Below are 20,502 nucleotides of genomic sequence, written 5' to 3' on the forward strand. Positions count from 1 at the left end.
CGGGGACCTGAATGACATTCGCAATCTGGTCCTTCGCGACCTCCTAGGCCACCTCCGGCAGTTCGCCGATCAGCTTGTCGAGCGTGATCGGGTAGTGCCTGACGCGGATGCCGGTCGCATTGTAGATCGCATTCGCAATGGCTGCGGAAACGCCGCAGAGGCCGAGTTCGCCGACACCTTTCGCCTTCATTGGCGAAGACATCGGATCGACTTCATCCATGAAGATCACTTCCTGATGGGGAATGTCTGCGTGAACCGGTACCTCGTAGCCGGCCAGATCATGATTGACGAAGAAACCTCGACGCGTATCCACGGCCAACTCCTCGGAAAGCGCGCCGCCTGCTCCCATTGTCATCGCCCCGATCACCTGGCTGCGAGCGGTGATCGGATTAAGGATGCGGCCAGCCGCACAAACGGCGAGCATCCGACGGACGCGCGTCTCTCCCGTGAAAGCGTCGACGCCGACTTCCACGAAATGGGCGCCGAAAGTCGACTGCTGATGTGTCTTGGTTAGGTCGCCCCACTTCATGGTATCTTCCCCGACAAGGCCTTCATCGCCTGCCGCGTCGGCAAGTGGCACTGACCGGTCGCCGGAGCGAACCTCCCCGTTTTCGAACACCGCATTTTCCGAGTTGAAGCCCAACTTCGCCGCAATCGCTTCACGAAGCTTGACGCAGGCTGCATAGACGCCCGAGGTCGACGAGTTTGCGCCGAACTGCCCGCCGGAACCTGCTGACACTGGGAAACGGGAGTCGCCGAGCTGTACGGCCACCTTGTCGATACCGACGCCATCATCTCGGCGGCCGTCTGCGCGATGATTGTGTAGCTTCCGGTGCCGATGTCAGTCATGTCTGTCTCGACAGTGACAACACCATCGTTGCCAAGCTTTACCCGCGCGCCGGAGGGCACCACGAGGTTGTCGCGAAAGGCCGCCGCCACTCCCATGCCGATCAACCAGTCGCCGTCTCTATGCGATGCCGCCTTTGGTCGCTCGCTCCAGCCAAACTTTTTCGCTCCGAGCTCGAGACAGCCTATCAGGTTGCGCATAGAGAACGGACGTTCCGGGTTTTCGGGGTCGACCTGCGTGTCGTTAATGATACGGAACTGGATCGGGTCCATGCCGACCTTTTCGGCGATCTCATCGATGGCGATTTCCAGCGCCATGAGGCCGGGAGCCTCTCCTGGCGCGCGCATGGCATTGCCTTCCGGGAGATCGAGCGTCGCGAGGTGCATCGCCGTCATCCGGTTTGCCCCAGCATACAGAAGCCGGGTCTGGTTGACCGCCGTCTCTGGTCCGCCCCCTTCAAGGTCGCCTGACCAGCTCTCATGGCCAATCGCCGTGATTTTTCCGTCCCGTCCCGCACCGATGCGGATTCGCTGGATGGTAGCCGGGCGATGGGTGGTGTTGTTTGGCATAAGCGGACGCGGCAGAGCGACTTTGACTGGACGGCCGGCTGCCTTCGAACCGAAAGCGGCGAGTACGGCGTCGGCCCGCAGGAAGAGCTTGCCGCCGAAGCCCCCGCCAATGAAGGGCGACATCAGATGCACCTTCTCTTTGTCGACCCCAAGTGTCGTTGCCAGATCGGTGCGCCACCAGTCGATCATCTGGCTCGACGTCCAGACGGTCACTTCGTCACCGTCCCACACGGCGATGGAGGCGTGCGGCTCCATCATCGAATGCGATTGATCGGGCGTGGTGTAGGTCTGGTTCAGCGTAACCTCTGCCGACTTGAATGTACGCTCGAAGTCGCCAACCGCGGTTTCAGGCTTGGTCGATTCATCAGGCTTCTTCGCCGACGGCATGGCGGCCCGGAGATCGTAGGTGCCGTCCTCAGCCTCGTAGTCCACCTTAACCAGCCCGGCGGCGGCTCGGGCCTGTTCGAAGGTCTCGGCAACGACCACGGCGACGGCTTGGTGGTAGTGCTGGATCTCGGAACCGCCGAACAGCTTCGCGGTGTTGAACTTGCCCTTTTCGCGATCGCCGACATCGAGCGTAGTCACCACGGCAAGAACGCCGGGCGATTTCTTGGCTGCGGCGACGTCGATCGATTTCACGTGGCCCTTGGCGATGGCTGAACCTACGGGATAACCGTAAACGTACGGCGTGTTCTTTTCGTGCCATTCATAGGCGTACATCGCCCGGCCGGTGGTTTTTAGCTCGCCGTCGATACGGTGGATCGGCTTTCCGACAACCTTGAGCTGGTCGATGGGGTTTGTAGTCGCTGGCTTATCGAACTGCATAATTAACCCCTTGCCTGTGCCATTACGGCGCCGAGCGTGCGCTCAACGAGGTCGACCTTGAACCGGTTCTGCTCCGTCGGCCGAGCGTCCGCCATAAGGACAGATGCCGCGGCCGTTGCACCATTCTGAAGTTCGGCGTCCGCGTGATTGATCCGCCAAGGCTTGTGCGCAACGCCGCCAACCGCGACCCGGCCCTTGCCATCCGGCTGGATAATCGCCCCGACGGATACTAGAGCGAACGCATAGGACGCGCGGTCCCTCACCTTCTTATAGATTTGCTTGCCACCGACCGGCGGCGGCAACACGACTGCGGTGATGAATTCGCCTCGGTCGAGGGCGGTCTCGATATGAGGGGTTTCTCCTGGGAGTCGGTGGAAGTCCGCCATAGGGATCGAACGCTTGGAACCGTCGGCCTTGACCGTCTCCACCACCGCGTCGAGGACACGCATGGCGACCGCCATGTCGCTCGGGTGAGTCGCGATGCAGGCGTCACTAACCCCTACGACGCCGAGCTGTCGCGTGACGCCGCCGATCGCCGAACAGCCGCTACCGGGCTGGCGCTTGTTGCAAGGCTGGTTGCGGTCGTAGAAGTAAGGGCACCGCGTGCGCTGAAGCAGGTTGCCCGCCGTTGTCGCCTTGTTGCGAAGCTGGCCGGACGCGCCGGCCACCAGCGCTCGCGACAACAGCCCATAGTGCCGGCGCACCGTTTCATTGGCGGCCAACGAAGTATTGCGGACCAGTGCGCCGATCTTCAGGCCTCCATCGCTTGTCGGCTCGATTGTATCCAGGCCGAGACCGTTGACATCGATCAGATGAGCTGGCCGCTCTATCTCAAGCTTCATCAAATCGAGAAGATTCGTGCCGCCTGCGATGAACTTCGCTTGCGGGTTCGAGGCCACAGCCTGTGCTGCTGCTTCGATGGTCGTCGCGCGTTCGTAGGTGAAGGCTCTCATGCTTCGATCCCTCCCACTTCTGAAATGGCTTCCAGGATGTTCGAGTAGGCTCCGCACCGACAGATATTCCCGCTCATGCGTTCGCGCACTTCGGCAGCAGTGAGTTTCGCAGGTTCTATCAGGCCGCCGGTGACATGGCTCGGAATGTTCGCCTTAATCTCCTGGAGTACCGCCACGGAGGAACAGATCTGTCCGGGGGTGCAGTACCCGCATTGGAAGCCGTCATGCTTCACGAAGGCCGCTTGCATTGGATGGAGGTTGCCAGGCTGCCCCAGTCCTTCGATCGTCGTTATCTCGCAGTCTTCGTGCATAATGGCGAGCGTGAGGCATGAGTTAATCCGCTGGCCGTCGACCATCACCGTGCATGCACCGCACTGGCCGTGGTCGCAGCCTTTCTTGGTGCCCGTCAGATGCAGGTTCTCACGTAGAGCGTCGAGAAGCGTTGTCCTGTTGTCGACCTCCAGCTCCCGGCGGTCGCCATTAACGGTGAACGCCACATGCGTCGAAAATCTCATATCGTCTCCAGATAATTGGGCGGCCACGCTCCCTGTCGCGGTCCCCGTGACCACAACCGTGGCGGCTGACGATATAAGGAGCTCCCGTCGAGAAAGTTCCAGTTGGTTGAAGTTGGACATTATTCGCTCCTTCCGGTGGCGCGATTGCGGAGCGAAAGCTTGAGGGCCTCTGATCCGTTAAAGGTAGATAGGATCCCGGATAACGCGGATTAGAGGCTGTTGTTCGAATGTAGTTATCGCTTTAGTTCATAAGTGCGGGTCGCAGGTGTCCTCCTAACTCCCTCTTGTTTATGAACTGCAAGCATAGTCGCATGCCATCATAGGGCAGGCGGATACGTCGGTCGGTTTGCACTCGAACTTGAGTGGGCAATCATTTGTGACGCTGCAAAGCTTTCGCTCGCTACCGCCACCGAGCCTGATCACTGCGAAGTATCCTGGTCGTTGGGACCAGTGCCTAACCCACCAAGATCGCCCGCTGCAGTCCCTGCGGAGTTGTCCAAAGACAGCGACTTGACAATCTCCGTCAAAAGCAGAGCGTGCAAGGCAGTCCTAAAGCCGGATCTCTAGCAATGAGGATTGCTACCTACAACGTGAACGGCATTAACGGCCGCCTGAACGTCCTCCTTCGATGGCTGAAAGAGGACAAACCGGACGTTGTCTGCCTTCAAGAGCTCAAGACTACGGACGATAAGTTTCCTCGTCAGCAGTTGGAAAGCGCCGGGTACGGTGCGGTCTGGCATGGCCAGAAGAGTTGGAACGGCGTCGCCATCCTTGCAAGAGGTCAAAAACCTCACCTTACACGCAAAGGTCTTCCGGGCGATCCAGATGACAGCCACAGTCGCTACATTGAAGCCGCAGTTGATGGCATTCTCTTTGGCTGCCTATATCTACCGAACGGCAATCCAGCCCCCGGCCCTAAGTATGATTATAAACTTCGCTGGTTCCGACGATTGCAGAACTACGCCGGAGAATTGCTCGACCTCGATGTTCCTGCACTACTCGTCGGCGATTTCAATGTTATGCCCACGGACCTGGACGTCTATAAACCAGAGCGATGGCGCGACGACGCGCTCTTCAGGCCAGAGGTCCGCAAAGCCTATGCGAAGCTTCTCGCGAAGGGCTGGACGGATGCGATTAGAACGTTACACCCTAACGAGCGGATCTACACGTTTTGGAAATACTGGAGAAACTCGTTCGAGCGAGACGCTGGCCTACGTATTGATCACTTCCTACTCAGTCCAGCCATATCGCCCTCTCTGAAGTTGGCGACCGTCCGCCGCAAGCCGCGAGGCTGGGTGGGTACAAGCGACCATGCGCCGGTGATAATCGAGATCGACGTGCCGAATAATGGCGACAACGATGGGAGATAATCAGGATCGCAAGCAGATTTCGACGGTCGTGTGGTTTCAAACACTACCTTCGGTCTTAATAACCGATATCGTCGGGCCTTGGCGCGGTGAGGGAATTCCATCTGGCCATCCGCTCGACGGCTTGTTGGAAAATCTTAACTGGTTCGGGAAGCATTTTCATGCCAACTTGACAGCCGACGCTCTCCTTTTCCAACGGCAGCCAAGCCGTCTGGCCCCATACAGCCGTCATTTCTCCCTATCAGGAATGTCATGCATTTCGCCGAGTTCGGTCGTACATCCATCGCAAGAAGGGCCATTTCTCATCGAGGGCGTCTTCGAAAGGGCTAGAGCCGCCCGAACTTCCCGTGATAGCGCTATCCGGCCGCCGCGGCGATAAGTTGCCCGACCATATCGACGACCTTCTCCGGGGCCGCGGGCTTTCTGAGGATCGGGCGGTCGCGAAACGCCTCCGGCAGCCCGTCCTTATCGTACCCGGTGGCGAAGGCAAACGGCACGGCCTGTGCAACGAGTGCAGAGGCAACGTCGCCGACCGGGCGACCGTGAAGGTTGGCATCGACGAGGGCGGCATCAAAGTGTCGTTCCCGGATGACCTTGCAGGCCTCCTCGACTGTTGCGACCGGTCCCTCGACCTCCGCACCGGCATCCTCAAGTGAGGCGACAATATCCATTCCGATCATTGGCTCGTCTTCGACCACGAGAACGCGGCGGCCTTTAAGATCGTGGTCATCGGTCGTGGACGTCACTTTTTGCTCCGACGCCGCTGTACTTGGTTTCTGTGCCGACGAATGTGCGGCGAACGGCAGCTTGATGTCCCAGATAATGCCTTCGGGCAACGCGGTCATGTTGGCCTCACCGCCCTGCCCACGGACGCTCTGGGAAATGAGGGTGGTGCCGAACCCTTGGGAAGCGGCCGGTCCGACGCGAGGTCCACCTCGCTCGGTCCAGCGGATGCGCAGGAAGTCATCGATCCTCCAATCGATGGAGACCCGGCCTTGAGCAACAGACAGTGCACCATACTTCGTCGCGTTGGTGCCGAGTTCGTGGAAGACGAGGGCAAGGTGGAGGGCCATTTGTGGATTAAGACGCACGGCGGGCCCGGTTGCGGAAAGCCGCGTCTCGTCGGCAGCACCAGCAGAAATCTGTCCGTGGATGAGATCCTTTAGATCGGCGCCTTGCCAGCTTTTGGCACTGAGCAGATCGTGAATCCGGGCGAGCGACTGGACGCGGCCACCGAAGGACTTGGCGAACACCTTCGGATCTGGCGAGCGTGCCAGAGTTCGCGTCGCCATTGCCTGTACCACGGCGAGCGTGTTCTTAACGCGATGGTTCAATTCGTTGAGCAGGAGCCGTTGAGTCTCCGAGGCTCGGCGCCGCTCGATGAGGTCTGCGGTCGGGCGGGCGATGATGTCGAGCATGCGCAGTTCACGCTCCGTCGGACGATGAGGCTGGCCCCAGTGCGTCGAGATCATGCCGACGAGCTTGCCGTCGCGGGTGATCAGTGGCGTCGTCTGTCCGGCGCGGATGCCGCCGCCGAGGAGGACGTCGCGATCGGGTGTGCCGGCCATGAACGAACAGGTCTCGACGTCATCGGCGATGGCCCGCTTCCCCGTGCGAAGGACTTCGCCGCAGGTGCAGCCTGAATCGCCGCGCACCCATTTCCAGTATTCGATGCCATGCGCATCCAGCCCCGTTGAGGCGAGCATCTGTAGTTCCCCAGCGGCGCCGCGTTCCGGGTGCAGAAGCTGTACCGTGCAGACGTCGGACTTCATGATCTTAGCGGCAGCTTCAACGACTTTCTGGTATAGGCCTTCCTCGCCGTCTTCGCCTGCAAGCTCGAGGCTGATCTCGCGGAGCAACTCACTGTCGGCGAGCTCGGCCTGAAGCTGCTTTTGCGTCTCGAGCAGGGCCTGCTCGGCTCGCCGACGCTCTGCGGCTTCGTTGAAGCGGGAGATAATGATACCGGCCGTCTGCGTGATCAGGGCCGCCCGTTCGATGTCGCAGGACACGGCGTCGCGAGGCTCGGGCCAGTAGAGCGAGAACGTGCCGACGAAGTGGCCCGCCGACGTGTTGATGGGATAGCTCCAGCACGCGCGATATTCATACTTGTCGGCAAGCCAGATCCATGGCTTCCACAGCGGGTCGAGATACACATCCGCTGTCAGAACGGCTTTCCCGATATGCGCTGCCAGGCCGCAGGCTAGGGATTCAGGCCCAACCGCCAAGCCGTCGACCACCAAGGCGTAGTCGTCCGGCATGCCGACGATGTGGTGCAAAGTCGCGCCGTCGGGACCGGTAAGGAAGAATGCCGCCCGTGCACCTTCGCCCAGGGCAGCCGTCGCTGTTTGGACTAAAATACCGAGGGTTTCGCTGAGTGGAGCATCGTTCAGTGCGGACGCGAAGGCTCGTCTCTGGCCGGACATCCAGATTTCGCGGTTCTGAAGCTGCTCGAACGTGCCTGCTTCGTCGAACCCAACATTATCGTTCGATTGCAGGTTCACTATGTCTAGGTTCAAAATCGTAGTCCCCTCGAGAGCCGTCCTAAAAGCATATCCGATGCGGATACCCCGGAACAGATAAAACGGGAGGCCAGCGACCCACAACGCCACCTATCCTGATTGGTTCCGGGAAGTGAACATATTTCGCTACCGCCGTAGGATGTGGCTCGGGGGAAGAGCTCTTTTACCTATCTCGAGAATATCGCGCAGGGGAATGAGGTCAAGTTGCCGGCCCTTTGAAACGTAGAACGCGTGCTGCGGAACTCTTGATCGACACCGACGTTACACGATCGCAAATTACTAATTTCAATCGGAGATTTCATCATGGGTCGCGGCATTCTACTTTGGCTTCTTGGCGTTCCACTGCCAATCATCATCCTGCTCGCTCTCTTCGTGCGCTAGGAGGAAATGATGTCTCTTTCGGAAACACCCGGAGCGCTTCCCGTCGAATCGTCCAAGTCCGCCATGTCATGGGGCCCAATTCTTGGCGGTGCTTTCGCAGCCGTCGGCGTCACGCTCATTCTTTTGCTTCTTGGGTCAGGCGTTGGCTTGACGATGGTCTCGCCTTGGTCGGGTGAGAGCAATTCGGCTGCAACGGTCGGCGTTACAGCCGCAGTATGGCTCGTCGTGATCCAATGGCTTTCATCGGCTCTCGGCGGCTATCTGACTGGACGGCTTCGGACCAAGTGGGCGGCAGTCCATACGGGGGAAGTGTTCTTCCGTGATACGGCCCACGGTTTCATCAGTTGGGCCGTAGCAACCGTGTTCGTCGTCGGATTCCTGGCATCCTCGCTGACGTCGCTTGCTGGCGCCGGGGCGAGTACCGTCGGCGCAGCAGCAACCGCGGCCGGCGCTGCAGGAGCGGCTGCCACGACGTCTTCGGCCTCGACATCGCCAGATCTCTCGACCTCCTACTTCACCGACGCCCTTTTACGACCCGAGCGCGTCAGCGCGAATGCTTCAAGGGATAACGGCGCGGCCTCGGTCGAGGTGTCACGAATCCTTCTTAACGATGCAGTGAACGGCGAAGTACCGGAAGGCGACAAAAGCTACATCGCGAGTATCGTCGCAGCACGCACGGGATTGTCGGATACGGATGCGCGTACGCGTGTCGACACCGTTTTGAAGCAGATCGAAGACGCCAAGGTCGCCGCTCAGACTGCCGCGGATAAGGCTCGGAAGGCTGCTGCCACAACGGCGCTCATCGGATCAATCTCGCTTCTGATCGGTGCTTTCATTTCCAGCGCTGCCGCTGCTCTTGGCGGTCGCCAGCGCGACGAGGAGGAGGATATCCTCCTCACGAGCCGTGGACCGCTGGTGTAACCGAGAACGAGAATTGTCCCATTGGTGGTTCTCCGTCGATGGGACAGTTTACCAGTTTACTGAACCATGCGTCCTACTGTTGCAAGCTTTCCAACGCCGCTTAAAACAGTATCTGTTTAAAGACGGGCACCGTCAGCCTGCGAGGCCGAATGGTGCCAACGGTGATCCTGTTCGCGGCGGACTTGCTCTATACGCCTCAGCTAAGCGAGATTTTGCCTCGATGAGTGTTTTCGGATGTCGTCGGAGTGTCGGCGTATTTCGCGTATTAGTTCGCGAGGATTGAGCTACCGATCCGGAAAGGAGCCGACACGACCGCTCCGACACTGTTGAGCACCAAAGCGCCGGTGCCTGCAGCGACGTTGTTCCTTCCAGCATTTTGAAGCTGAGGATAGACAGCGGCGAGTGCGGCGAAGCGGTCGTGGTTAGTGCCTCCGATCGAGGGAAGCGCCGAAATGTCAACGACTTCCAAGTTCTCGTCCTGTGCCAGCTTCTTAGTCCTCGGGTCTGCGATGTCTAGCGAGCCGGCAGTCGCTGCTGACCCCGCCAATCGTTTTGAGAGAGCAAGGGCCAAATCATCCTTTGATGCGAGGACTACGATGGGACGGGAAAGTGGTTTCGTTGCAGCGAGCTGCTTTCGCAGGAGGTCGACGTCAATATCGGGCGCTGCCAGCACGACCTGTTCAATTTTGCCAAGGGTGTCCCCTCGACCCATGAGGCTGAGTTGCCTGATCGACTCCACCGCCAGCCACGCGCCCATACTATGTGCCAGTATTGTAGTCTTTACATTAGATCGTCCGAGATCGGTGAGGACTGAAACAAGGTCATCGCGCGCAAACGCCGCGGAATCTCGATCAGCGACATATCCGGTGATCTTGGCTTGCGACGGCCAATCAAAAAGGATTGGCGATCCGCTTACGCCAGAGTCGGCCGACATTTGAGCGAGGCGAAAAAGCGCTTCCTGATAGTTGTAGTTGTAACCATGGACGAAAATGCCAGCCGCCGGCGCCGAGCCACGGCCGGAGTGGGCCGCAGCGAGGAACTGGGCCTTCGTGAATTCCCGTCTACCGACAACGGCGAACGACGTCGCCGGATCTGGCGTTCCTTTCGGCCATTCGATCTCGGGAGGCTTGTGTCCCGGAGGGATAGCGATCGTTACCTTGACATACCGCAGTCTATCAGCACGCCCGGCTGTAAATGCGTAGGGAGGGCTTTCTGCAGGGACGCGGACCGACGCTACAAGGATAGTGACCGTCTTCTGGCCTACTGGCTTGGGAGCCAAAGCCAAGGTTTCAGGTCCCGGACGAGCGCAAGACGATAGAACCAACAAAACAAAAAGAATCTCAATGCGCATAGGACCTCTGCGGGAAAACCGATTGCTACCTATGTGCGTCGCGACCAATTGGAATAGCTTGGCTGGCCATGTTCATGTCATTGGCCAACGATGTTGCTATTCAGTCACGTTGAAAGTGGGGTCCGCGAGCTGCTGAACGTCGCCGGATGCAACGAGCGCTGTTCCAGCGAACCCTGCGCCGACATGCCCCAGTCGATGTGTTCGCCCCTTGGTGTTTTTGTAGAGCGAAGATCGCACGGGCAAACGCTATGCTGATCAGCGTGTCATCTTGCCCTTTCGTGAAGTTGTCCCTTGGTCACTCCTCCTCGCGTCTCGCAATAGAGGGGGAGATACGGTGCGCATCGTCAACGGATAACGAGTTGAGACCGGTAAGTAGAGCGCCGACCGGCTGGAACGTGGAGATTTGCGACGCGTTGATGGGGACGAGTAGGAGAACACGATGGCAAAATATCTGAGTATCCAGACACGAAGCACACCAGCTTATGCACCCGACATAGCGACCCAGATTGTCAACAATCGCCGCGTCAAAGCCATTCTTTCGTAGCACTAATCACAGGCTTACTGGTGCTTGCCGTGATCACGCCTCGCCTTTTGTGATCCTATGCGCGCGAAGGTCTTGAACTGACACCCCGTCTACAAGGGCGACTGCCCGCTTGTTTCCACCTGAGATCCGTTGGATGCAAGATGCTCGCAGAGCGGCCAGTCGGAACCAAAATCGCGCAAGCGCTTTCTTCAAGCAACTAAGCATCGCAGTTGACTGATCAATTGCAGCTAACGTCAGTCAGAGACGATATCGCGCTTTCCAGGGGAGATTATAATGAAGCATATGATTCAAATCCTAACAGCCGTGGTTACTGCGCTCGCGGCTTGCAATGCCTCAGCCCAAGCGCCAGTTGATCCGGCAGTCGCCGCATGTAAATCCACGGGTTTGATTGCATTGAAGGAACGCTCTGCGGACATTACCGACTTGGTTCTTGATATGGAAAGCCTTGCGGTGACTAAGGCCGACACGGTTGTCGGCGATGTGCCAGTGAAAACAGTGGTTCTTGGGGAGGCCTATATCGCTCGCAAGGACAAGACGGGCAAGCCTGACCGCTTCGTATGCCTTATTGGCGACAAAGGCAAAGTGCTCCTCACCTTCTTTACCGCGCAGTAGCGATGAGAGAGCCCCCACAATTCGAGCGGGAACCGGAACAGACTCCATATCAAGGCCGGCGAACACCCATTTCACGAAAGAAATGGGGGGTGTCGATATGGGCAACCGGCGGCCTGGCGCTCTTTCTTTTAATTGTTGTCCTCCTCGCGATCGACACGTGGCGTGCAGCTCCAACCTCCAGCGTTGGACGTCCAGCAGGCGTCACTGCGTCGCCGCCTTAGCGGTTTTCAGGTTGTCACGTGGGCATCACCTTGCCCTCCCGGCCCCGGCGAACTGAACGTCAGGGGAGATATTTTCGTAAGTTAGTTCGGGAACCATTTTTAACGACGATCATTTCCCCCGCGCAATTTTGAGGGGATTTTGATGAGCACGCATTTTCAGACTAGGGGGATAGCATCGTCCAACGTAAGCCAAGTCCATAGCGTCGAGGATTTCGCGGCCCGTCACGGTTTAGACGAGAAGCAAAAACGTGACCTCGTAACGCTATTCGGTGACTTTGCGACACTTCATGAGTTGCTTGCGAACTGCCGGATGCCGCGCGTCGATCGCTAACACGCCACCCTTCACCACGGCTTTACGTCTCACACTCCCTGAGCACAACTGGGCCCTCCCTCCCGGACCACGGCTCCCAAACGCGTCTGGACAAGAATGAGCAAGCGCACGGTATTCCAATTCTTCCATTGGTACTCACAAAGAGGAAGCCTGTGGAAAGAGGTCTCCGAAAGGGCTGCCGAACTTGCGGCGCTGGGCATTTCGGATGTCTGGCTGCCACCCGCATACAAAGGAGCTTCCGGCGCCGAGTCCGTTGGATATGACACCTATGATCTCTTCGACCTTGGCGAATTTGAACAAAAGGGAAGCATAGCAACGAAATATGGCGAGAGGGCTGCTTTTGAGGCAGCCTGCAAGGCACTTGTCGATCAGGGCATGCGACCAATCCATGATGTTGTCCTAAACCACAAGATGGGGGCGGACGAAATGGAAAGCGTGGTCGTTCGACGCGTCAACGCTGACGATCGTACGCAAATTGACGAGGAGGAAGTCCACGCTCTTGCCTACACGCGCTTCACCTTCCCCGGCAGAGAGGGAAAATACTCGAAGTTCATCTGGGACAAAAATTGCTTCAGCGGCGTGGATTTAATTGAAAAACCCAGTGAGACGGGCGTTTTTCGGCTCATGAACGAGTATGGCGAAGGGCAGTGGAACGGCGAAGTCGACGATGAACTGGGCAACTTTGATTACCTGATGGGCGCCGACGTCGAATTTCGCAACAAGGCGGTCTATGAAGAACTGAAATTTTGGGGCCGTTGGTTCGCTGAACAGGTTCCAGTCGCGGGCTTCCGTTTGGATGCAGCAAAACATATTCCGGCATGGTTTTTCAAAGATTGGGTCGGGCACATGCGCGACACCATCGGCACTGAGCTATTCGTAGTTGCCGAGTATTGGCACCCAGATGTTGCAACCCTCTCCAACTATCTGGAACTTGTAGACAAACAATTGAAGCTTTTCGACGTCGCGCTGCATCACCGTTTCCATGATGCCTCGAAAGCTGGTGCAGAGTTTGACATGCGGACTATGTTCGATGGGTCGCTTGTTTCGTCGCTTCCTGACCATTCGGTAACGCTCGTGGACAATCACGACACGCAGCCTCTTCAGTCACTCGAAGCAACTGTCGAGCCCTGGTTCAAGCCCCTCGCCTATGCTTTGATCCTTCTGCGCGAACAAGGCACGCCATGCGTTTTCTATCCGGATTTATACGGCGCTGAATACATTGACGTCGCAGAAGACGGCAACCAACAGAAGGTGGAAATGCCCACGATCGGCTGCTTGTCTAGGCTGTTAGAGGCGCGTCAGCAGTTCGCCAATGGCTTGCAAGTCGATATCTTCGACGACCCCAACGTTGTCGCCTTCATACGCCAGGGAACGGAAACCGAGCCCGGCTGTGTCGTAGTGATGTCCAATGGCAATGCCGGGCAGAAGTTTGTCGACCTTGGCCCCGACCATTCAAATGCTGCGTTCATCGACTTCCTTGGGCACCACAGCTCTCATGTTACCACGGACCAACATGGTCGCGGCGAATTTCCGACGAACGGTGGAAGCGTAAGTGTTTGGGTCCGGGCGGATCGGTAAACGGGACGATCGTATCTGCCTCAAGCAGAACAGCACGGATCGTGCACTCGATTGGATCGCACACCTCGAGTGTTACCGGTCGAGCGGCGCCGTTGGACTATCGAGTAGCACACCGGTGAATTCGAATGTCCCGATGACTTCGTCAATCTTTAGAGGCCACTCTGATTTTCGCCACTATAACCTTTAGGTAATGGCTAGGCCGCTAAGGTAGCAGGACAGTGTGATGGCGGATGGAGAGAACATGCTTCGATTTTGGTGGCATGGCCTGGGTGTCCCGTTTCTGATTTTGCTAACCGCTTGCACAACGAGCGAACCTTTCGTCACAGCCTCCACCACTCAGCCGAGATCTGCACCTCAAACTGATCAGGCTGTGATCGCCGAGGTGGTCGGCGCGTCTGACGCGGCAGTGCAGCCTTTGGCTTGGGCAAACCCTTCAACCGGCAGCGCAGGCGTCATTCAGCAAATAGAACCTGCGACGGATGCAGACCAAGGCTGTCGGAAATTCGTCACCACACATCAGACGATAACCGGCAGTTCGAGCTTAAACGGAATCGCTTGCCCTTCCCAAGATAATCATTGGAAAATTAGTCGCTGAGCCACTTGCATGCCGTGCTGCTGACCGTCTGAACGAGGGAAAGCGCGCTGACATTGACGATTCGAATGCATGGCCTCAAGAAGAGGGAGTTTAGACTGTAAGGATTTACAAGTCCGAGGACGAGTAGAAAACCGATATATAGGATCATGGCGATCACTCGGTTGCGATGGCAACTGCAGCAGGCTATGGAAAATTGATCGCACCAGAGGGCTGGTTGAACCGCATGGCACGAATGATTGGCGGTCCCTACGCATTGCAGCCGGGCTCGGTTGCCCGAGCGTCAATCGCTATCATTTCCCTAATGTTCCTCGCGCTGCTTTCCGTGCTGGGTGTTTGGCTCGTTTCGAGCTACCAAGCAACCGCGAAGCGGGCCGACACCCAGGTGAGCGCTGCTTCCAAAATCGTTGCCGCGAATGCGGTCTGGCTGAATTCGCTTGCTCGCGAGACTCTCCACCGCATCGATGATTCGCTGGGGACCAATGTGCTATCCGTCGATCCTCAACGGGTCCATGATCTGAATGCAGCAGTCGCCGACCTACCGCCGCAGGTGACTGCATACGTCGTCGGCGTCGACGGTCTTACGCGCTTCTCCAACGATCCCAAAATTCAGGCAATGGACGTTTCCGACCGGGAATACTTTACGCGTCTGCGGAACGGCGCGGATGAATACACCTCTGCGCTGATCGTCAGCCGCTTGACTAAACGTCAGATTTTCGTCGTTAGCCGGCGTCTCGAACGGAACGGAAACTTCGCGGGGGTTGCCGCTATTGCATTCAACGCAGATGTCCTGAAGCCAATCTGGGATTCCGTTGATATGGGACCGAACTCGACGGTTAGTTTTCTCAGGCGCGACGGCCGGCTCATTGCACGGCATCCGGAGCCACCAGGCCCAATCGATATGGGCGGGTACATATTGTTCACCGATTACATGAAGAAGGCGACGTCCGGAATCTATCGCTCGTATTCGCCTGTCGACAATCAGGACCGCCTGGTTGGCTACCGCATCATTGAGCGAACGCCATTCATCGCCATCGCGTCTGCTGACGTCGGCATACTCATGCAACCATTCTGGGACGATGCGAAGATCGCTGCGCTGCTGGTAATTTTTGCAGTCGTCGGCGCAATCGCAGCGGCTCATTGGATCCAGCGGCTTATCAGAGAAGATGCCCTACACACGCGCCAGCTTGCGGAAGCTTTGACGATAAACCAGACGCTGATGCGGGAAATCCATCACAGGGTAAAAAACAATCTGCAAACGGTTATGGCGCTGCTCCGAATGCAGGGATTCGAGCCTAGCGCCGTGCAAAGGCTTAACGAGCGCATCACGGCGATGTCTGCGGTCCATGAACAAATGTACGGGTTTGATCAGTTCAGCGGCGTGTCTGCCGCGCAATTTATACCTTCGTTCGTTAAGACGATCGTGGACGTGCATGGGCGGTCCATCCGCGTGACCTTCGATGTCCAGGATCTAAATATTGCGCCCGATAGAGCAACACCATTTGCGCTACTGTTGAATGAATTGATAGCGAATAGCATGAAATATGCGTTTGCTGGCCGACAGGCGGGGACGATCCACGTCAGTCTTCGAGCTGCGGCTGACGGCGTCGCTGAGTTATCCGTCGTCGACGACGGCGTCGGCTTTGATGGCAACTCGAATAAGCCTGGCATGGGGACACGCTTGATCAAGGCATTTGTTCAGCAGTTGGCGGGCGAATTTCGCTTTATCCAAAATAAGGGAACAATATTCACGGCTTCACGCAGGCTCACGGATTTAGATGGCTAGTTTCGCGGCGGACCCGAATTTGTAGGATAGAATCCCGCCTTAAGAGTCTGGCTGAGCATGACCATAACGAAGAAGCCCGGATCGACGTCACACCCCACCACGCCTGACGGTCGATACTTCGTCGTACGCGGACGACTCTGGCGCTCTGCCAATCCCGCCCTCACTAGTTGGCAGGTGGGAACGTCAAATCAGACGTCAGGTTCCATCACCTAATCTGGAACACGAGTGATACGACGGCATGTCAGCAAGATTCGTTGGCAGTGCGACGCCGTGACGCGAGCATCCAGAGGACGCGTGAGACCGAATATGATTAAGGTTATGAACTGTGAGTCACAGGCCCTCCGATTTTCTAAAAATCAACCACTTAAGGGCTTTTGCTCACGTGCCGGGTGGATGACAATAGTCCGAGTTGCAAAGCCATATCAATCGCTGATCCCCCGGCGGAAAGTTCTCCTCGTTGGTCGGCAATTTGACCGACGTGGGGTGCTCAACGAGATCCGATACCTCACACTGGAGATTGGTTGAATTCGCGAAACGTCTCGTGCGCCTTCTGCCGATTATAGTCCGGATGAGCATGAACCAATCATGAGCAGACTATAACGCCCCAACTATCGCCGCAGCGCGCATGGTATCCCCGATGAATAAGATTGAGTGTCGCGGCGCGCCTAAACGACGTGCTGTGCGTCAAACAATAATCGTCGACGGCGTCGTCGTGCCCACCGTTGCAGGGTCACGCGATGGCGCAGGGAATGATGCGTCCAACCATCCGGCAACGAACGTAGCGACCTCTTCCCAGCCAGGCTCGTTGCAAATGTAGTGACTCCGGTTCGGAAACTCTTGGAAGGCCGTCACGCTGCCATTGTCATCATAAGCGGTGAAGTTTCTCTCGGTGAGGTGGGCCGGGATGATCTCGTCCTTTTCCGCCGCGATCAAGAGGAGCGGCGCGTGCGGACGAGAGAGGTCGATCTTGCCTGCGACACCCATGCAGTCGCGAAGGACGTTGCGGCTATCGTGAGTCGCGGTTTCGATAAACGCTGCCGCCGCCTGTTCTTCTGCGAGCGTGTTGGCAAATGCATCGTGAAACGTCTCGGCATCCATGAATACCGGCTCGTCGCCTTTCAACGGATTGGCGATTACAGCGCTGTTCTTGATGAAGCCCCAGTCGAAATCAAGCATTGCGTTCGGAGCAACGGAAGAGATCGCAACGGCGCCAGACACCAGATCCGCTGCCAGAAGCTTCTGTGCAATCAGTCCACCCACCGAGTGCCCAATCACGAGTGGGCGATCGAGGTTGGATACCGTTTCAACGATTGACGCATATATTTCGTCAAGGCCAAGTTCGCCGAGGCCGCTTGGAGGGTCCAGTCGAAGCGCAGCAGGCTCTCCTTCGTGAAGTGGCCAAGCCGGCGCGATGCAGTCGTATCCTTTGTCGGAGAATACGCGGATCCAGTGGTTCCAGCTCTTGGGGTTCTGAAACATGCCGTGCACAAATACGATCTGGGTCATCTCTCGTTCCTTGTTTAGGTTCCGAGACGATCAAACCCCCACTAGCGAAAGTTGTTCCTTTCACAGCCGAGCTGCACAAGGTGGCTGCATGCAGGTCCGATGCTGCGCTCTAAAGACTGAAGGCAAGGAGAAATAGTGGCGTCGCAGCGCGTCGCGCAAACGTTCATCGCTCTCACCCAGGCTCAATCTACTGTCTATATGCCTTGTCAGGCCCGACGGCGCTTTCCAACGGAAGTCATCTCGTCGATCATCGTCGCCATAGCCGCCATTCCGTAGGGCTTAGGCACGAAAACCGCATCTCCAGGCATGTCCGCCGTCCGAAGTAGATGACCGCCTGAAGCGACAATTACAGGGACGTTCGCATGCTTGATCGACATAAGCCGCGCAAGATCAAGGCCGCTCAGTCCGCCGGGCATGTCAACGTCGGTAATGACGGCATCGACCTGTCGCTGCCCGAGAATTGCAACGGCTTCGAGAACGTTGCCAGCTTCGACAACATCGTAACCCTCGGCGTGCAATGTGTCTGCGAGTACCATTCGGATCAAGAACTCGTCCTCGACGATAAGTACGGTACGCTGGTACATGGCCGTCTCCGTTCCGTGGATACGAGATAAACTCGTCTGCCCAGATTTAGATCGCCCCTCGGGAGATAGTATTCACAGACATATTTAATAAAATACGAACGAATCGATGCCCGTGGCTTTTGGATGTCTCCTACCACCTCAATGAAACGTGGAACTGGGTCGCATCGAAAGGGGTTCCCCTTCTCATGTGATACTAGGAAGGGCCATTTCCATGGAAACACCAGCCGCCAACGTCATCGTCGCCACACGGACGGCATTCACCCAGGCCACCGCACTTGCCGTGCAATATGGGTTCTCCATAATAGGAGCACTTCTATTGCTGGTGGGTGGATGGATGCTATCGGGCATCATCAGCAGATGGGCCTATCAGGGTATATCCCGTATCCATGGGATCGACGAAACGTTGGCGAGGTTCTTCGAGAACGTGCTGCACTACGGCCTTTTGGTCTTGGTCTTCGTGACTGTGCTGGGCCAGTTTGGAGTACAAACTGCATCAATCATCGCCGCGCTAGGTGCCGCTGGCTTGGCGGTCGGTCTGGCGTTGCAGGGAACGCTTCAGAACATCGCAGCCGGCATCATGTTGCTCGTCCTCAGACCTTTGCGTGTCGGTGAGTATATCGAAACGGGGAGCGTGAAGGGCTTCATTGTTGAGATCGGCCTGTTTGCCACCGAGATGAAGACCGCCGACGGCCTCTATCTCATGGCGCCGAATTCCACTCTTTGGAATACACCAATTACCAACCACAGTCGCGAGTCCAGCCGGCGACAGGAATTGTCTGTCGCCATCGGCAACGACACAGATGCCAATGCCGTCAAGCAAGAAATAATATCGATCGTCACTGCGGATCATCGCGTCCAGAAGCAACCTCAGCCTCGCGTGTTTTCCAACGACCTGACGGCCGACAAAACCGTTTTGACTTTGCAGTACTGGGCTCAGACCACACAATGGTCTGAGACGCGGTATGAGATAATCGATAGGCTGAAAAACGGGCTCGCCGCCAAGGGTATTGCGCTAAAGTAGGGGCTCGGTCAGTCGGACGTTTGGCCCAGAGTGTCCGCGACATATGCGCCGCGGGCGCCCATCGGCAACGGTAGCCCAGTGGTCGTATCCTTTGTGGTCTGGTGCTCTAACTCGGCATTGAGTTCGCCGCCCACTATGAGGATCAGCACTGACAGCCAAATCCACACGAGGAACCCGATGAGCGCTCCCAATGTCCCATAGGTAGCATCATAGTTGGCGAAGTGTTCAAGGTAGAACGAGAAACCGAGAGACATCATAAACCACGACACCGTAACAAGCACAGCACCCCATGTCAGCCAACGGAACTTGGCGGGCTGCCGGCTTGGCCCGAACCTATAGATGGCGGTTGTCGCGGTGGCCACTATGAGAAAAAGGATCGGCCAGCGCACGACTAGTGCCATTTGCTCCTCGAACCGATCCAACCAGATGTACGAGAGCAAAATAGGGATGAGCGCGACTAAACCTAGAATGGCTGCAGCCGATACCATGGCGCATAAGGTGAACGCCAATCCAACCAGATTCAACTGTAGCAGTCCGCGCTTTTCCGTTTCGTCGTAAGCGACGTTCATTGCATCGAAAATTGCCAGCGTGGCGCTATGCGTGCTCCACAATGCAATGCTCAAACCGACGAAGAAGGTAAGGCCAAGCGTCGAATTTCGGCTCCCTGCCAAACTGTCAATACGGTCGGCGATTAGATCAAATGCACCCGGTGGGAGCATTCCAGACAACTCCCGAAGGTGCTCGGCCATTGTCGACGGATCAGCGGCCAATCCGTACAGCGCAACGAGCGCGGATATCGCGGGAAACAAAGCGAGCAATAGGTAAAAAGTCACGCCGGCTGCAATAAGCGATACCCGGTCCTTAGATACCTGATAGACAACGCGCCAGAGAACGTCCTTTAGGCCTTTGACGGGAATGGCCTCGGGAGTTTCCGCATCTCGCCCCCGGTCTATGCTTGGAGAGTAAACGCCGCTCGGGGTTGATTTGCCAAAGCGACCGATGACGTAGACAGCCGTTGCCACAACCAAGCCTGCTGTGATTGTCGAAATTCCCTTGCGCATTCATTCTGCCCCGATAATCTGCAATACACTAGCGCTCGAACTAACCCCTGATGTTTGGCACTTACCCGTTGAACTTCAAGCGGGGTCAGGCACGATCCCCGTCAAATTGTTCCGCACTCGAAATCGGTGAAAGCCAAGGTTCCCGCCGCTTGACCCAAAGCTCGTAGGTCGGTGCGAGACCCGTTGGTGCATCGCGGAGGATTCCCAACTTCACCTCCGCCTCCTTATCGTTTGCCGAGTAGAGGCGTGACCCGCATCGTGAGCAGAACGATCGCCCAGAATACTGCAGAGTTTCTCCACGGGTCTCGAACTGGTCGGCGGGCCAAACCGCAAAATAGGTAAATGCTGAGCCGCTCTCCTGGCGTGAGCGTCCGGTGAGTTGTTTTTGCTGATCGGGCAAATCAGGCGATGTTCTGGC

General features: G+C 57.2%; 18 protein-coding genes. 8 read left to right on the top strand and 10 right to left on the bottom strand.

Annotated features, from left to right (window positions below; all coding sequences use genetic code 11):
* Positions 1-43: 43 nt before the first annotated feature.
* From ACODTZ_RS29300 to paoA, 4 genes are read right to left on the bottom strand one after another with little or no spacing between them, the layout of a single operon-like run.
* Positions 44-619 carry a molybdopterin cofactor-binding domain-containing protein gene (locus tag ACODTZ_RS29300; RefSeq protein ID WP_489030002.1) on the bottom strand — a complete coding sequence of 192 codons (576 nt, stop codon included), beginning with the start codon at positions 617-619 and terminating at the stop codon, positions 44-46.
* Positions 526-2,241 (bottom strand): molybdopterin cofactor-binding domain-containing protein, encoded by a 1,716-nt coding sequence (locus tag ACODTZ_RS29305; RefSeq protein ID WP_489030004.1) that lies wholly within the window; start codon positions 2,239-2,241, stop codon positions 526-528. Before ACODTZ_RS29305 ends, ACODTZ_RS29300 begins: the two co-directional genes overlap by 94 nt.
* Positions 2,242-2,243: 2 nt before the next feature.
* On the bottom strand, positions 2,244-3,194 hold the full coding sequence (locus tag ACODTZ_RS29310) for an FAD binding domain-containing protein (RefSeq protein ID WP_209236564.1): 951 nt from the start codon (positions 3,192-3,194) through the stop codon (positions 2,244-2,246).
* On the bottom strand, positions 3,191-3,829 hold the full coding sequence (paoA, locus tag ACODTZ_RS29315) for an aldehyde dehydrogenase iron-sulfur subunit PaoA (RefSeq protein WP_489030006.1): 639 nt from the start codon (positions 3,827-3,829) through the stop codon (positions 3,191-3,193). Before paoA ends, ACODTZ_RS29310 begins: the two co-directional genes overlap by 4 nt.
* A gap of 449 nt (positions 3,830-4,278) precedes the next feature.
* On the opposite strand from paoA, the gene xth reads away from it, so the two are divergent.
* Both xth and ACODTZ_RS29325 read left to right on the top strand, forming a co-directional pair.
* Complete coding sequence (gene xth / locus ACODTZ_RS29320) at positions 4,279-5,079, top strand: exodeoxyribonuclease III (RefSeq protein ID WP_209236562.1); 801 nt, start codon at positions 4,279-4,281, stop codon at positions 5,077-5,079.
* The gene (locus ACODTZ_RS29325; protein WP_489030009.1) at positions 5,069-5,455 is read left to right on the top strand and encodes a GXWXG domain-containing protein; all 387 of its coding nucleotides are present in this window, start codon (positions 5,069-5,071) and stop codon (positions 5,453-5,455) included. Before xth ends, ACODTZ_RS29325 begins: the two co-directional genes overlap by 11 nt.
* On the opposite strand, the gene ACODTZ_RS29330 is transcribed toward ACODTZ_RS29325, so the two are convergent.
* A complete protein-coding gene (locus ACODTZ_RS29330) occupies positions 5,433-7,685 on the bottom strand; it encodes a GAF domain-containing protein (protein ID WP_489030011.1) in 2,253 nt (750 codons plus the stop codon). The genes ACODTZ_RS29325 and ACODTZ_RS29330 overlap by 23 nt on opposite strands.
* Before the next feature lie 300 nt (positions 7,686-7,985).
* Here ACODTZ_RS29330 and ACODTZ_RS29335 point away from each other — a divergent pair, with 300 nt between their 5' ends.
* Positions 7,986-8,897, top strand: a complete 912-nt coding sequence (locus tag ACODTZ_RS29335; protein ID WP_209236560.1) for a hypothetical protein — start codon at positions 7,986-7,988, stop codon at positions 8,895-8,897.
* A gap of 265 nt (positions 8,898-9,162) precedes the next feature.
* Here ACODTZ_RS29335 and ACODTZ_RS29340 read toward each other — a convergent pair whose 3' ends face one another.
* Positions 9,163-10,248 carry an alpha/beta hydrolase gene (locus ACODTZ_RS29340; protein WP_209236559.1) on the bottom strand — a complete coding sequence of 362 codons (1,086 nt, stop codon included), beginning with the start codon at positions 10,246-10,248 and terminating at the stop codon, positions 9,163-9,165.
* Positions 10,249-11,065: 817 nt separating this feature from the next.
* On the opposite strand from ACODTZ_RS29340, the gene ACODTZ_RS29345 reads away from it, so the two are divergent.
* The 4 genes from ACODTZ_RS29345 (at position 11,066) to ACODTZ_RS29360 (ending at position 15,912) form a co-directional block, all read left to right on the top strand.
* Positions 11,066-11,404, top strand: a complete 339-nt coding sequence (locus tag ACODTZ_RS29345; RefSeq protein WP_209236558.1) for a hypothetical protein — start codon at positions 11,066-11,068, stop codon at positions 11,402-11,404.
* Positions 11,405-12,052: 648 nt separating this feature from the next.
* Entirely contained in the window at positions 12,053-13,534 is a 1,482-nt protein-coding gene (gene amyA, locus ACODTZ_RS29350) for an alpha-amylase (protein ID WP_209236557.1), read from the top strand.
* A 241-nt stretch (positions 13,535-13,775) separates the two neighbouring features.
* Positions 13,776-14,129 carry an RT0821/Lpp0805 family surface protein gene (locus ACODTZ_RS29355; RefSeq protein WP_209236634.1) on the top strand — a complete coding sequence of 118 codons (354 nt, stop codon included), beginning with the start codon at positions 13,776-13,778 and terminating at the stop codon, positions 14,127-14,129.
* A 166-nt stretch (positions 14,130-14,295) separates the two neighbouring features.
* Positions 14,296-15,912 (top strand): sensor histidine kinase, encoded by a 1,617-nt coding sequence (locus tag ACODTZ_RS29360; protein WP_489030014.1) that lies wholly within the window; start codon positions 14,296-14,298, stop codon positions 15,910-15,912.
* A 684-nt stretch (positions 15,913-16,596) separates the two neighbouring features.
* Here ACODTZ_RS29360 and ACODTZ_RS29365 read toward each other — a convergent pair.
* Positions 16,597-17,418 carry an alpha/beta hydrolase gene (locus tag ACODTZ_RS29365; protein ID WP_209236556.1) on the bottom strand — a complete coding sequence of 274 codons (822 nt, stop codon included), beginning with the start codon at positions 17,416-17,418 and terminating at the stop codon, positions 16,597-16,599.
* Positions 17,419-17,624: 206 nt separating this feature from the next.
* Complete coding sequence (locus ACODTZ_RS29370) at positions 17,625-18,002, bottom strand: response regulator (RefSeq protein WP_209236555.1); 378 nt, start codon at positions 18,000-18,002, stop codon at positions 17,625-17,627.
* Between the two features lie 211 nt (positions 18,003-18,213).
* Here ACODTZ_RS29370 and ACODTZ_RS29375 point away from each other — a divergent pair, with 211 nt between their 5' ends.
* On the top strand, positions 18,214-19,023 hold the full coding sequence (locus ACODTZ_RS29375) for a mechanosensitive ion channel family protein (RefSeq protein ID WP_209236554.1): 810 nt from the start codon (positions 18,214-18,216) through the stop codon (positions 19,021-19,023).
* Between the two features lie 8 nt (positions 19,024-19,031).
* On the opposite strand, the gene ACODTZ_RS29380 is transcribed toward ACODTZ_RS29375, so the two are convergent.
* A complete protein-coding gene (locus ACODTZ_RS29380; RefSeq protein WP_209236553.1) occupies positions 19,032-20,084 on the bottom strand; it encodes a YihY/virulence factor BrkB family protein in 1,053 nt (350 codons plus the stop codon).
* 85 nt (positions 20,085-20,169) lie between these two features.
* Entirely contained in the window at positions 20,170-20,484 is a 315-nt protein-coding gene (locus tag ACODTZ_RS29385; protein ID WP_489030027.1) for a GFA family protein, read from the bottom strand.
* Positions 20,485-20,502: the final 18 nt, after the last annotated feature.

The sequence above is a fragment of the Rhizobium sp. FG113 genome, from assembly GCF_057809895.1.

Excerpts from the sequence above, each read along its gene's own strand:
- ACODTZ_RS29305 (WP_489030004.1), bottom strand. The coding sequence starts at position 2,241 with ATGCAGTTCGATAAGCCAGCGACTACAAACCCCATCGACCAGCTCAAG.
- ACODTZ_RS29310 (WP_209236564.1), bottom strand. The coding sequence starts at position 3,194 with ATGAGAGCCTTCACCTACGAACGCGCGACGACCATCGAAGCAGCAGCA.
- paoA (WP_489030006.1), bottom strand. The coding sequence starts at position 3,829 with ATGTCCAACTTCAACCAACTGGAACTTTCTCGACGGGAGCTCCTTATA.
- xth (WP_209236562.1), top strand. The coding sequence starts at position 4,279 with ATGAGGATTGCTACCTACAACGTGAACGGCATTAACGGCCGCCTGAAC.
- ACODTZ_RS29325 (WP_489030009.1), top strand. The coding sequence starts at position 5,069 with ATGGGAGATAATCAGGATCGCAAGCAGATTTCGACGGTCGTGTGGTTT.
- ACODTZ_RS29335 (WP_209236560.1), top strand. The coding sequence starts at position 7,986 with ATGTCTCTTTCGGAAACACCCGGAGCGCTTCCCGTCGAATCGTCCAAG.
- ACODTZ_RS29340 (WP_209236559.1), bottom strand. The coding sequence starts at position 10,248 with ATGCGCATTGAGATTCTTTTTGTTTTGTTGGTTCTATCGTCTTGCGCT.
- ACODTZ_RS29345 (WP_209236558.1), top strand. The coding sequence starts at position 11,066 with ATGAAGCATATGATTCAAATCCTAACAGCCGTGGTTACTGCGCTCGCG.
- amyA (WP_209236557.1), top strand. The coding sequence starts at position 12,053 with ATGAGCAAGCGCACGGTATTCCAATTCTTCCATTGGTACTCACAAAGA.
- ACODTZ_RS29355 (WP_209236634.1), top strand. The coding sequence starts at position 13,776 with ATGCTTCGATTTTGGTGGCATGGCCTGGGTGTCCCGTTTCTGATTTTG.
- ACODTZ_RS29360 (WP_489030014.1), top strand. The coding sequence starts at position 14,296 with ATGGCAACTGCAGCAGGCTATGGAAAATTGATCGCACCAGAGGGCTGG.
- ACODTZ_RS29365 (WP_209236556.1), bottom strand. The coding sequence starts at position 17,418 with ATGACCCAGATCGTATTTGTGCACGGCATGTTTCAGAACCCCAAGAGC.
- ACODTZ_RS29370 (WP_209236555.1), bottom strand. The coding sequence starts at position 18,002 with ATGTACCAGCGTACCGTACTTATCGTCGAGGACGAGTTCTTGATCCGA.
- ACODTZ_RS29375 (WP_209236554.1), top strand. The coding sequence starts at position 18,214 with ATGGAAACACCAGCCGCCAACGTCATCGTCGCCACACGGACGGCATTC.
- ACODTZ_RS29380 (WP_209236553.1), bottom strand. The coding sequence starts at position 20,084 with ATGCGCAAGGGAATTTCGACAATCACAGCAGGCTTGGTTGTGGCAACG.